This is a genomic window from Desulfomicrobium aestuarii (assembly GCF_055385525.1).
Genome location: NZ_AP042427.1, coordinates 711,549 through 724,546, shown reverse-complemented (window position 1 = coordinate 724,546; position 12,998 = coordinate 711,549). Strand labels below are relative to the sequence as shown.

The window sequence follows — 12,998 nt, the reverse complement described above, 5'->3', positions numbered from 1 at the left end:
CAAGCTTTCCCCCTCCTAATAATGGCAACGCGCGTCACGAATACCATCTGTTGTAGCCTTTTCGGCGTTTCCATCCCCTTCCCACTTTGAGCGCACTCAACTTTCCAATTCTTTCAACACGCGATCAAAATCACTTTCATACAACCTATCTTGGACAACTCGATATTTTTCAAACTCGCTTTCTGCGTGCTCCTGGGCGGCGATTGCAGAAATTTTTCCTTTATCCTTCAACACAGTCCGATCATCGAACTCTAAAAACATATCTAAACGCTTAGCCCAATCTTCCATGGTCATGGGTATTTTTCTTCGGGCGCGTTCCTCAGCCAAATCTAAATAGGCGTTGACAATACGCCCTAGGGCTTCCAGTTCATCCTTAGCCAGATAGTTTTTAGCCACACAGGCATCACTTTTCAGAATCTTGCCATCGGGGGCTTTCTCCCATGTCACCAGTCCCATATGATCTTTGGAATAGTCAGCGCGTTCCATGATTAGTTCGGCGGCTGTATGCCCATGAATGGCAAAATGAAGCTTGTTTTGGACCTTGGCGAAGAAGTCACGAGTCGTGGGAGCGTTTTTATTGTAGTCCACACTGGTGGAATAAATATCCGTGATCTTCTGGTAAAAGCGACGCTCGCTGAGCCGGATTTCCCGAATTTCTTCGAGTAAGCGCTCAAAATAGTCCTCACCCAAGAATACACCGTTCTCCATGCGCTTTCTGTCAAGCACATACCCTTTGATGGCATAGTCCCGGAGAATGCTGGTGGCCCACTGCCTGAACTGCGTGGCCCGTACGGAATTGACTCGGTAGCCCACGGATATGATAGCATCGAGATTGTAGAACTGTGTCAGATAGTTTTTGCCGTCCGAGGCAGTATTCCGGAATTTCCGGACAACTGCATCTTCCTGTAATTCTGAACTTTTAAAAATTTGCTGTAAATGCTCACTGATTGTGCGGACATCCACGTCGAACAACGAGGCCATAAGCTTCTGAGTCAGCCAGATGGTGCCATCCTCGTAGCGGGCTTCGATGGAGGTATCCCCGCTCTGGCCCGTAAAAATCAGAAATTCCGCGGTGCTGTTCCGAATGCGAGGGGTGGTCTGTGATACATTTTTACGAGCCTTCATGCATCCTCCATATCGAACATGAGGCGTTTGAATTCATTTTCGCCAGCCAGGTAAGCACTTTAATGCCTCGTTGACGCGCGTGAGATTTTTCGGGTTGTTGTCGACTTAGGGGAGATCGATGTCCAAATTTGGTATTATCTATCCGGCAATCCCAACAAGGACAATACGGGCAAGCAGTAAGAAAGCCGAAAAGTCTCCCGAACAGCCCGTGCCGAGCGACTGTCACACCTGAGGCTCCGACCTTGCCACGATGCGTCGCATTGCAGGTCCGGATGGCCCGCATTCCCGGATCACTCCATCATGTCCACAGGGTTGCCCTGGCGCAAGAATTCCTGAAATTCGCTGGATATCCTGCCATCCCGGGCAACGCTGTCCCAGAAACCGGCGGCCATTCGCCGGACGGCACCGTATGTTTCGTCATCGATGACAATTCGCTCCGGATGACGCGGCGCAAAGGCATATGGCCGCACTTCCCCGCCGCTTCGCGGGGCGAGGCCCATGGAACACATGTCGTACACGGGCAACAGCCTGAACACGTCCCCGTCCATGGCCAGGCTCAGATTTCCCAAGTGCATGTCCGTGTTGTGAATGAATTTCCCGAAACACCATAGCGACTCGGCAGCAACAACATGCTCCGGGGCGATCAGCCCTCTCCCGGCCAGCGCCTTGAGCGCGCGCGGCCAGCTTGAGCCAGACCCGACGAACTCCGCATCGACGGCCGCAAGGGAGATCATCGACATCCGGCCGTATTCGCCAGTCCGATCGAACCGTCGCGACTCCAAAAACAGCCGCCCGCCCGTCTCAAGCAATCTCGTTTCCGCAACCTGAAAACCGTGCTCACGCACTATCACAGCGGCATGATATTCCGTAATGAGCACGTCACGCCACCGTCTCGATATCTCGCTGTTGCCGGGAGGCGAAAACTTGACGATGACATGCGACATGCTCTTTCCGCTGAACGCGGTGAATTTGGGCTGCTCCCCCCCGGCCGACGATCCCGGCACCTCGCCTTGCATGACCCTGTCAGCCAGGAGAGGATACTCCGCGTCATCGACTGCGTCAGGTCTGCGGCGCACGCGAAGCAGCGCCTGCTCCCCCAACGTGAAGTTGCCGGGCAGATCGTCCCCATTGGATATCAGGTACCTTCCTATATGATTTGTCGTCCACCATTTTGGATCGTCCGGAAATTCCGGGAAACGACCGCTCATCTCCCTGGCGATCTGCCTTCCGAGAAATCCCTGGGGCCCCAGATCCTGCAGAAAATACGGCAGATCATCATACGACCCGTCACCCCGTTCACCCAAAAGCAGCGAAGGCATCCCCGGCGAGGGCTCGACATGGAACCCTCCTGTCACCAGGGGACGGATATGAGCGACGACCGCCGCGTCCCCGTGCGCATCGACCACGGCCACAGGCAGCCGGTCACCAGCGCCGAAGGCGTTTCGCGTCAGGACGTATCGCGGAGTCCTGCCGCTCCTGATTGCCACGACGCGATGCCCCAGTTTCCGCAGTTGCCTCGACACGGCAGCCTGCGACAACCCGGTCGCATCCTGGATCTCCCTGGACGTGGCCGGCCCGTGTTCAAGAAATTCCGTCAGCGACAGTGCCACAGTCTCACCTTCGACTCGGATTTAAATTAGAGTTGCCTAGAATTATGAATAGCAATTTGATAATTATATGATTATTAATCATATATATACAGTATAAATTGAATAAAATATTGACTAGATTTCTCTGTAAAATAAAACCTACCATGTTCCCTGTCAATCACGGCAAGAAACCCGGTCATAACCCTGTCACCTCGCGTCACATCGAAGCCCGGACGGCCTGCGCTCGACAGTGCGCCTGTGTGTGGGCTACCTGTAGGCTTTCAATGACCGGGAAAAGGTGCCCGTCCCCTCCAGGGGGAGCTGAACACGGACGGGACAACGAATGGGCCAGCCCGCGCCGCACTCGGAACACGGAATGGCCTCCGCACAGCCTTCACCCTCGCCCGCGCCACGACATGGCCGCGGTTCCTTCCCGGCAGACCTCCGCCCTGGCAGGCTTCATGCCCGACATCCAGGCCACGGGCGATCCGGAGAGCAGGAATGTTCGGTTTACAGACATCGACTGAGGCAACGAAGCGCACCCGATTCGATCTCACCTACTCCGTCCGCTGGAATCTGCTGCTGATCACCAGCGGCGCCATCCTCTACGCCTTCGCCATGAAAGCCGTAGCCCTGCCGCAGCACTTCATACCCGGCGGGTTCTTTGGCGTGGGTTCGATCATCTACTATACCACGGGCTGGCTTTCGCCGGGCATATTCTTCTTCCTGCTGAACCTGCCCGCCTTTGCCCTGGGCTGGACCAAGCTGAGCCCGCGCTTCGTTCTCTACAGCCTCTACGCCATGGTGGCGACGTCCGTCAGTTACGAACTGATCGACGCGACCCTGGACATCCGCGAACAACTCCACGCAGCCGTGGCCTGCGGCGTGCTCAACGGTCTCGGGGGCGGGATCATCCTACGCTCCCTGGGTTCGGGCGGCGGACTCGACATCATCGCGGTCTGGCTCTTCCAGAATTTCAACATCGGCGTCGGCAAGGTCTATTTCGCCTTCAACGCGGCCCTGTATCTCTTCTGCCTGGCCATCATGCCCATCGACCAGGTCATCGTCTCGCTGATCATGGTCTTCATTTCCTCGGTCATGGTCGAACACACGCTGTCCCTGTTCTCCCAGCGCAAGGTGGTGTTCATCGTTTCCGACCATTCCGAGGCCATCGCCCAGACCATCCTGGACTCCATGAAGCAGAGCGCCACGTTCCTGCGGGGCATGGGCGCCTTCACCAAGCGAGAGAAAAACGTCCTCATGACCGTGATCAACAACATCCAGCTCAAGAAGCTCGAACAAATCACCTTCACCCACGATCCCCACGCCCTGTTCATCGTCGAAAACACCTTCACCGTGCTGGGATCGAGCTTCTCCAAGCGCAAGATTTACTGAACCTGCCGGGCCGGCAGCCAGGGACCACCACATGCCGCGAGCCCTCCGACCGGTCGGCAGACGCCCTCCGGGCATGCGGCCACCCCGGCGCACCACGACAGGGTGCGGCGGAGCACCGGAAAAGGACGCTACGGAAGAACTCCCAACCCAAGCTCTTTTCGCGCCATCGTCGGGATTCCCCACGTGGACCGACCAGCCGGGACCAAGCGCTGCAATGGGAAGAATTGTCTACGGGAAAAGCGCCTTCGCCCTCACAGGCTCCAGGACAGCCATTTGCCGAACAGCCACCTGACCAGCGGCGTCAGCCGGCCTCTGTTGTACGCGTCGCCCGTCTGGCGGATGGCCTCGGCGCGGGTGGGATAGGGGTGGATGGTGTTTGCGATGCGGCCCAGGCCGATCCCATTGGTCATGGCCAGGGAGATTTCCCCGATCAGGTCGCCGGCGTTCTCGGCCACGACGGTCGCGCCGACGATCCTGTCCGTGCCCTTGCGCACGTGGATGCGCACGAAACCGTCGGTGCGGCCTTCGAGGATGGAGCGGTCGACGTGGGCCAACTCCCGGGTGAAGGTCTCGACGGCGATGCCCTTTTCCCGGGCCTGCGCCTCGGTCAGCCCAACACGGGCCAGCTCCGGCTCCGTGTAGGTGCACCAGGGGATGGTCAGGGCGCTGGCCCGGGCCCGACCCTTGAACAGGGCGTTGCGCAGGACGGTGCGGGCCATGAAGTCCGCGGCGTGGGTGAACTGGTAGGGCGAGCAGACGTCGCCGGCGGCGAAGATGTCGGGGTTGGTGGTGCGCAGGTGGTCATCCACCCGGACGCCCTTGTCCGAGTACTCCACTCCCGCCTCTTCCAGGCCCAGCCCCTCGACGTTGGGCCTTCGCCCGGCGGCCGCCAGCACCTCGTCCACGACCACGTCGCAGCCCTCGCCCGCGGACTGCAGCCTGATCCCACCGCCCTGGGCGGCCGAGGCCTTCAGGTTCTTGCCGCAGCCCAGAATCCTCACCCCGTCCTTCAGCAGCGCCTCGCGCACGAGCGCGGCCGCCTCGCGGTCCTCCCTGGGCAGGACGCCGCGCGCGGACTCGAACAGGAGCACCTCGAAGCCGAAGCGGGCGAAGGCCTGGGCCAGTTCGCAGCCGATGGGGCCGGCGCCGATGACGGCCAGCCGGCGGGGAAGCCCGGTAAGGGAAAAGACCGTCTCGTTGGTCAGATACGGCAGGCCGTTCATGCCCTCCATGGCCGGTGCCGCGGCGCGCGCCCCCGTGGCGATGACGGCCTTGGCGAAGGACAGGCGAGCCCCGCCCACCTCCATCGTGTGCGCATCCAGGAAGCGGCCCTGCCCCAGGAACACGTCCACGCCCAGGTCACGGAAGCGCCGGGCCGAATCGTTGGGTGCGATCTCTGCCCGCAACCGGCGCATGCGCTCCATGACCTTCCCGAAATCGACGTCCACCTCCCCGGGCACGCGCACGCCGAACTCACCGGCTCTGCGCACGGCGGCGACGGCACGCGCGGCGGCGAGCAGGGCCTTGGACGGCACGCAGCCGAAATTCAGGCAGTCGCCGCCGAGAAAGTCCCGCTCCACCAGGGCCACCCTGGCTCCGAGCCCGGCCGCACCGGCCGCGCAGACCAGTCCCGCCGTGCCCGCCCCGACGACCACGAGGTTGTAGCGGGGCTTGGGCGCGGGGTTGGTCCAGTCATGGGGGCGGACCAGGGACAAAAGCCTTTGGTTGTGCTCGTCCCGGGGCTCCAAGGTCGCATTGCGGTGCGCGGTCTCAAGCATGGCGGCTCCTTTGGATTTCATGATTCTGGGTGCTGGACGGACCAGTCGGGCTGGGGTGAGCGAACGGCTTGGGACGGATCAGGCGGAGTCCGCCCCATCGATTTCCCCGTCGCTGACGACCCGGTTGCGGCCTCCCCGCTTGGCCTCGTACAAGGCCAGGTCAGCCCTTTTCATGAGCTGGGAGAGCACCGTCTCCGGCGATTGCAGATGCGCGATGCCGATGCTCACGGTGAAGCCGACGGTCTTGCCCCAGGCGTCGACCGTCACCTCCGTGAATTTCTCGCGCAGCCTCTCGGCCACGGTGCGGGCTGCGGCAAGGTTCGTCTCGGGCATGGCCACCGCGAACTCCTCGCCGCCCACGCGGCCGAAAATGTCCGTGCCGCGCATGACCTGCCGCAAGACGTGCCCCACGCGGCGCAGCACCTCGTCGCCGATGTCGTGCCCGAAAGTGTCGTTGATGGTCTTGAAGTGATCGAGGTCGAACATCAGGAAGCAGAAGTCCTGGCGGTAACGGATGGCCTGCCGGAGCTGCGCCTCGGCCAGCGCCATGAAATGGCGGCGGTTTGCCAGGCCCGTGAGCTCGTCCAGCGTGGCCAGTTCGTTCAGCCGCCGCTCGGCCAGCTTGCGCGCCGAGATGTCGCGCATGCTCCCCACGGCAAACCACTTCCCGCGCAACTGGACGGCGGCCACCGATCTCTCCACCGGGAAAATCTCGCCGGACTTCCGCACGCCCTCCATTTCCATGACGCGCCCGACGACCGGCCCGCTGCCGTTCTTCGCGAATCGCGCCATGGCATGTTTCGCCGTTTCGACCTGAACGGGTTTGACGATGACGTCGTGCATGCTCCGGCCGAGCATCTCGGCCTCGGAATAGCCGAACATGGCCTCGGCCGCCGGATTCCAGAAAGTGACGCGGTCGGCGGCGTCGATCATGACCAGGGCGTCGTGGCTGGCCTGGCTCATGGCCCGCATGCGGCTCTCGCTTTCGGCCAGGGAAAGCCGGTTGCAGCTGCTCTGGATTCTGGCGAAGCCGCCGGCAAAGGCCAGCAGGAGCACGGCCCCATGGACCGCCCAGGCATATGGGGAAGCCGTGGCCCACCCGCCGTGGGGCACCGCCGCCATGGCCCACGACCCCGACGGCAGGGACACGGTCATGGTCACGGCCTGAGCGTCCGCGCCGAAGAGCGCATCCCTGCCGCGAAAAACCTCTCCCTGCAGGCCCATGCCGTCCCGGCCCCGCATGGCCATGTCCAGCCTTGCGGCCAGATCGCCCTCCCCGGCAAGCTCCAGCAGCGTATCGAGATCTATGACCGCCGAGACCAGCCCCCAGAAGTCCCCGCCGCCTTGCCGGAAGACCGGGACCCGGGCGACCAGGCCCACGCCGCCCTGCACGAGATTCAGCGGACCGGCCACGGCCATCCGGCCGCTTTCCTTGGCGGCCAGGGCCTTGTCCCACTGGTCCGGGACGGTACGGTAATCGAGCCCCAGGGCCTTTTCGTTGTCTTCCAGGGGGTACATGAAGCGGATGATGAAATCCGGCGCGGCGGCGATGTTCCGCAGGGAATTGCTCGTGCTCATGAGGGCGCGGGCCAGGTCGTCGAACTCCCTGGCGGACATGCCCGGCCGCACGGCGATGTTCGCCGCCATGCCGTGAACCAGGTAGAGGTTCGTGTTGATCCGCTCCTCCAGCCTGGCCCGAAAGGCCCCGAGTTCCAGGGTGACGGAGACTTCCTGGTCCTGACGGAACTGCCGTGCGAGCAGGCGGCTCATGGCGTAATCCGCGCAGGCCGCGGAGAACGCTATGGCCAGCAGCCAAGCCAGCGTTTTCCGGCAGCGGATCAGATCGGATAGGGGGGACTGCTTGCGCGGCAGCATGCGCTCTCCATGGCGATCCGGGTCGGCCGGATTCTGCGGTACGCGTGAAGATTGGACAGGGGACGGCTCCCATCCCCCGATCATGCGGGAAGGATGACAGGCCCTGCTCAAGAATGTTGCATTACAACATCACGGCCAGGGGAAAGCAACAGACCAGACCCGGTAATGGAACATACGCAAGGATGGAAAATTCCCAGCCACTTAGCCTGCCCGAGAGTTCTTGCTGCCGGACCTCACTTCCTGACGCCGGTGGGGCAGACGTCATCGCGCAGGCAGTAGTTCTCCACGAAACGCCCGATCTGCACGCCCAGATGCACGCACTTTCGTCCGCCCAGGCAGTCCTCGGCGTCCGCCTTGTCCAGACGGGTCTCCAGTTCATGGTCCTCGAAACTCAGGCCCACCACCCAGGAATCCGTCTTGTCCTCGAAATAGCAGGTGACCTGCACGCCGTTCTTCTCAATCTCCGGGTGAATCTCCCGGATCTTCTCAATCAGCTGACTGGCCTTGATGTTCATGGTCGCCTCCAGGGTTCCCGTTCACTCGACAAAATGTCCACTCTGCATATCTGTCTGCCAGAACAACGGCAAAATGACAAAGCTCAAAAGCGATCGCCACGCTCGCGACGGATTTTTTTCCCGCCCGCAATTGCGCGATCGACAAAAAATCAGTAATCATTCTCAAAAATAAGGAAACCCTATGAGCGCCACGACCTCCCCCACCCCGGCCGGCCTGGGCTTCAACTTCGACAACACCTACGCGAGCCTGCCGGGACATTTCTTCGAGCGGATCCATCCCGTCCCCGTGGCCGCCCCGCGCCTGATCGTCCTCAACCGCGCGCTCTCAGACTCCCTGGGACTCGACACCGAGGCCCTGGACAGCGCCGTGGGGGCGGCCGTCCTCGCGGGCAACCGCGTGCCCGCAGGCGCCCAGCCCATCGCCCAGGCCTACGCCGGGCACCAGTTCGGGCATTTCACCATGCTCGGCGACGGGCGCGCCATCCTGCTGGGCGAGCACGTCACGCCCGGAGGGGAGCGTTTCGACATCCAGCTCAAGGGCTCGGGCCGGACCAGGTTCTCGCGCCGCGGCGACGGGCGCGCGGCCCTGGGGCCCATGCTTCGGGAGTACATCGTCAGCGAGGCCATGCACGCCCTGGGCATCCCCACCACGCGCAGCCTGGCCGTGGTCGCCACGGGCGAACACGTCTACCGCGAGACCCGGCTGGCCGGCGCCATCCTGACCCGCGTGGCGGCCAGCCACATCCGGGTCGGCACTTTCGAGTACGCCGCATCGCAGGGCAACCGCGAAGACCTTCGCACACTGGCCAAGTACACCATCGACCGGCATTTCCCGGAGCTGCGCGAGACCGAAAACCCCATCCTGGCCCTCCTGGCCTCGGTCCTGGCCCGCCAGGCCTCCCTTGTGGCCCGGTGGCTGCACGTCGGGTTCATCCACGGGGTCATGAACACCGACAACATGTCCCTGTGCGGCGAAAGCATCGACTTCGGCCCCTGCGCCTTCATGGACGCCTACGACCCGGCCACGGTCTTCAGCTCCATCGACCACGGGGGGCGCTACGCCTACGGCAACCAGCCGTCCATCGCCCAGTGGAATCTGACGCGCTTCGCCGAGACGCTGCTGCCGCTGCTGCACGACAGCGAGGACCAGGCCGTGGAGATGGCCACGGCGGTGCTCGAAACCTTCCCGGCCGTGTTCCGCGATTTCTGGGTCGCGGGGATGCGCGCCAAGCTGGGCCTCTTCGGCGACGAGGACGGCGACGCCGACCTGGCCCAGGCGCTGCTCTCGCTCATGCGCGAGGAAGGGGCGGACTACACCCGCACCCTGCGCGACCTCTGCCGCGACCCCTTGCCCGACGCCCCCTTCTTCCTTGGCGAAGGCTTCAAGGTCTGGCACGACAGATGGCGGGCGCGCCTGAAGCTGCAGCGCGAACCCCTGCACGAGGCCAAACGGCTCATGCGCGCCCACAACCCGGCCGTCATCCCGCGCAACCACCGCGTGGAGGAGGCCCTGGAGGCGGCGGGAAAAGGGGACGCATCGGTCCTGACAAGGCTCCTGCGGGCCCTGGAGAAACCCTACGAGGACATCCCGGCCCACGCCGCCTACGCCGAACCTCCCGCGAGGCCGAACACGGAATACAGAACATTTTGCGGAACATGACGCCGCGCCCGGCGCCCCGCCATGGAGAACGGACATGACCGAGACGAGAACGCCGACGGCAATGCCCGGGCCGGTTCGCATCGCGGGAGTCGGCGGGCGACCCGTCAGAATCCTTGCGGCCGCGGCCCTGGCCCTTTCGCTCCTTCTGGCGGCGCGCGGCGCGGCCCCGGAGGCCCATGCGTCGGAACCGGCGGGAACGGTGCACGAACTGCGCGTCGTGCTGGATCCGGACAGCGGACGGATCGCGGCGCGAAGCGTGATCGACCTGCAGACGTCCGGTATTCCGAGAATCCTGCTGCACCCGCGCATGTCGGTGCGATCCGTTCGCCTCGACGGGCAGGAGGCGCGGTTCACCTTCGAAGGCGGCAGACTGGTTCCCCTTGCGGCCGGTTTGCCCCACGCGGCGCCTGCGCGCCTGTCCATCGAATACGGAGGCCATTTCCCCAAACCCGTGCCCACCCCGCAGTTCGGGTCGGACAACCCCGGCTCCGGAGTCGCGGCGAGCATCACCGCGCGCGGCGTGTTCCTGCAGGGCGGCAGCGGCTGGCACCCCGTCCTGCCGGACCGGGCGACCGTGGTCCGCCTGGAGGTCGAGGCACCGCAGGGCTTTCTCGCCGTGACCTCCGGCCGCCTGCTCGGCCACGACGACGTCAGCGGACGCACCGTCTCGCGCTGGGAGACCCGGCCGACGGACCGCGGCCTGCCCCTGTCGGCCGGGCCGTACGTCACGGACCGCCTGGAGACGGGCACGGCGCCGGTCCTGACATACCTCTTTCCCGGCAACGCCGACCTGGGCCGGACCTACCTCGAAGCCTCGGCCAGGCATCTGGCCACCTACGAACGCCTGCACGGCCCCTACCCCTTCGAGCACTTCGCCGTGGTCGAGAACTTTTTCCCCACCGGCTACGGCATGCCCTCCTATACCCTGCTGGGCTCGACGGTCCTGCGCCTGCCCTTCATCCCGGAGACCAGCCTGCGACACGAAGTGGCCCACTGCTGGTGGGGCAACGGGGTGCTGGTCGACTACACGCTCGGCAACTGGAGCGAGGGGCTGACGACCTATGTCGCGGATCACCTCGCCCAGGAGGAAATTTCGCCCGACACAGCCAGGGAATACCGCCTGCGCGCCCTGCGGGACTACGCCCAACTCGCCGCGGGACAGCGGGACCTTCCCCTGGCCCGGTTCATCTCCCGCGTCGACCCGGCGACCCAGGCCGTGGGCTACGGCAAGGCCATGTTCCTGGCGCACATGATCCGCGGGCGACTGGGCGACGAGCGCTTCCAGGAGGGCCTGCGCCGCTTCTACCGGCAGTGGCTGTTCCGGGAGGCGTCCTGGCGCGACTTGTTCGCCGCCTTCGAGGGTCCGGGATGGGACGCCCGGGAGCGCGAAAATTTCCTGCGGCAATGGGTCCTCGAACCGGGAGCGCCGGAGCTCGCCCTGGAGCATGCCGAGAGTGTCCCGAGGTCGGAGGGGTGGGAGGTGCGCGCCGTGCTCCGGCAGAAGGGCCGCCCCTTCGACCTGCGCGTCCCGGTGCGCCTGGAGACGGAAGCCGGCGGCCTCGAGACGCTGGTCCATCTCGACGGTCCCGAGGCCGTCGTGTCCATGACCACGCCGCACAAGCCCCTTCGGCTCGTGGCGGATCCGGACAGTCACGTCTTCCGGCTGCTGGCCCCGGAGGAGATCCCGCCCACCGTCAACTCCGTCAAGGGCGCCGACCGCATCACGGTCGTGATCGGCGACGGCATGCGCGCCGTGTCGCGCGGCACCGTGGAGGGGTTCCTGGCCAGCCTGGACCAGACGGAGGCAGACATTCTGAGCGAACGGGAGGCGGCGGCCGTCCCCGCCGGCAACATCCTCTTCTTCGGATATCCGCGCAGCCCCGCCCTGCAACGGCTGCTCGTCCCGCCCGCGAGCTACGGCCTCACGCCCGACGGGAGATGGTTCGACCCGGGCGTGCGACCCGAAGCCGACGCCCTCGACGCGATCTTCGTCGCCCTGCCCGGCGCCGGGGACGGAGGAAACGTCACCGCGCTCTTCCATGTCCGCGACGGCATGGGCGAGGAGGCCGTCATCGACGCGGCGCGACGCATCACCCATTACGGCAAGGAAAGCTACCTGGGCTTCGAGCGCGGCCGGAACCGGCTGCGCGGCGCTTGGCCCGTCACCCGTTCACCTCTCATCGCGGAGTTCGCGCCATGACCACACGTTCCCCGTTGCCGGGAATCGTCCTGCCAGTCCTGATCCTGGCCGCCCTGGCCCTCGGCAGCCTCCCCCCCTGCGCCGACGCCCCGGCTCAGCTCCTTGACCTGCGGACATCGCGCCAGATCGCCCTGGCCGACGCCCTGCCCGTTCTGGCCGGGGCCGATCTGGTCCTGGTGGGCGAATCCCACGGCGACACGCGGCATCACGCCGCCCAGCTGGCCGTCATCCGGGGCCTGCACGAAGCGGGGGACGCGGTCTGCGTGGGCCTTGAGATGTTTCAGCGCCGCGAGCAGCCCGTCCTGGACCGCTGGATTGCGGGAGGCATGTCCGAAGAGGAGATGCGGGAGGCGTTCCTGCGCAACTGGGGGGTGGAATGGCCGGCCTACCGGGATGTGTTCCTGTACTGCCGGGACCGGGGCATCCCCATGGCCGGACTGAACGTGCCGCGGGAGATCACGCGCAAGGTGGCGCGGCAGGGCTTCGCGGCCCTGACGCCCGAGGAGATCGGCTTGCTGCCGCCCATCGCCTGCAGCGTGGACCCCGACTACGAGGCGTTTTTGCGGGGCTTCACGGGCTCCGACGGGCACCAGGGGGCTTTCGAGCGGTTCTGCGAGGCACAGCTCGTCTGGGACGCGGGCATGGCCGCCCACGCCCTGGACTTTCTGCGGCCCCACCCCGGCACGACCATGGTCGTCATGACCGGCTCGGTCCACGCCTGGAAGCCCGCCATGCCGGACCAGATCCGCCGCCTGGCCCCGCAGGCGGTAACGGTCTCCATCCTTCCCGAGATCGGGGCCCAGGGGAAAAGCGCCGAGGTCACCCCGGCGGACGCCGACTACCTGCTGCCGGGGATGTAGC

General features: G+C 64.5%; 9 protein-coding genes. 4 read left to right on the top strand and 5 right to left on the bottom strand.

The window, feature by feature from the left end; translation table 11 throughout:
- Positions 1-96 precede the first annotated feature (96 nt).
- Together ACZ5AC_RS03210 and yjjJ are read right to left on the bottom strand one after the other, a co-directional pair.
- On the bottom strand, positions 97-1,125 hold the full coding sequence (locus ACZ5AC_RS03210) for a virulence RhuM family protein (RefSeq protein ID WP_464249521.1): 1,029 nt from the start codon (positions 1,123-1,125) through the stop codon (positions 97-99).
- A gap of 290 nt (positions 1,126-1,415) precedes the next feature.
- A complete protein-coding gene (yjjJ, locus tag ACZ5AC_RS03205; protein WP_464249520.1) occupies positions 1,416-2,735 on the bottom strand; it encodes a type II toxin-antitoxin system HipA family toxin YjjJ in 1,320 nt (439 codons plus the stop codon).
- Positions 2,736-3,215: 480 nt separating this feature from the next.
- On the opposite strand from yjjJ, the gene ACZ5AC_RS03200 reads away from it, so the two are divergent.
- Positions 3,216-4,109 carry a YitT family protein gene (locus ACZ5AC_RS03200; RefSeq protein ID WP_464249519.1) on the top strand — a complete coding sequence of 298 codons (894 nt, stop codon included), beginning with the start codon at positions 3,216-3,218 and terminating at the stop codon, positions 4,107-4,109.
- Positions 4,110-4,360: 251 nt separating this feature from the next.
- Here the strand turns inward: ACZ5AC_RS03200 and ACZ5AC_RS03195 are convergent, their stop codons facing one another.
- The 3 genes from ACZ5AC_RS03195 to ACZ5AC_RS03185 all read right to left on the bottom strand — a co-directional run bounded on the left by ACZ5AC_RS03195 (position 4,361) and on the right by ACZ5AC_RS03185 (position 8,277).
- The gene (locus tag ACZ5AC_RS03195; RefSeq protein ID WP_464249518.1) at positions 4,361-5,887 is read right to left on the bottom strand and encodes a mercuric reductase; all 1,527 of its coding nucleotides are present in this window, start codon (positions 5,885-5,887) and stop codon (positions 4,361-4,363) included.
- A gap of 78 nt (positions 5,888-5,965) precedes the next feature.
- The gene (locus ACZ5AC_RS03190; protein ID WP_464249517.1) at positions 5,966-7,762 is read right to left on the bottom strand and encodes a diguanylate cyclase; all 1,797 of its coding nucleotides are present in this window, start codon (positions 7,760-7,762) and stop codon (positions 5,966-5,968) included.
- Positions 7,763-7,995: 233 nt separating this feature from the next.
- The gene (locus ACZ5AC_RS03185) at positions 7,996-8,277 is read right to left on the bottom strand and encodes a hypothetical protein (RefSeq protein ID WP_464249516.1); all 282 of its coding nucleotides are present in this window, start codon (positions 8,275-8,277) and stop codon (positions 7,996-7,998) included.
- A gap of 181 nt (positions 8,278-8,458) precedes the next feature.
- On the opposite strand from ACZ5AC_RS03185, the gene ACZ5AC_RS03180 reads away from it, so the two are divergent.
- The 3 genes from ACZ5AC_RS03180 to ACZ5AC_RS03170 are packed head-to-tail and all read left to right on the top strand — an operon-like array spanning position 8,459 to position 12,997.
- The gene (locus ACZ5AC_RS03180; RefSeq protein WP_464249515.1) at positions 8,459-9,937 is read left to right on the top strand and encodes a protein adenylyltransferase SelO; all 1,479 of its coding nucleotides are present in this window, start codon (positions 8,459-8,461) and stop codon (positions 9,935-9,937) included.
- Between the two features lie 34 nt (positions 9,938-9,971).
- Complete coding sequence (locus ACZ5AC_RS03175) at positions 9,972-12,137, top strand: M1 family metallopeptidase (RefSeq protein WP_464249514.1); 2,166 nt, start codon at positions 9,972-9,974, stop codon at positions 12,135-12,137.
- Complete coding sequence (locus tag ACZ5AC_RS03170) at positions 12,134-12,997, top strand: ChaN family lipoprotein (RefSeq protein WP_464249513.1); 864 nt, start codon at positions 12,134-12,136, stop codon at positions 12,995-12,997. The genes ACZ5AC_RS03175 and ACZ5AC_RS03170 overlap by 4 nt, the downstream gene beginning before the upstream one ends.
- The last annotated feature ends 1 nt before the right edge of the window (position 12,998 follow it).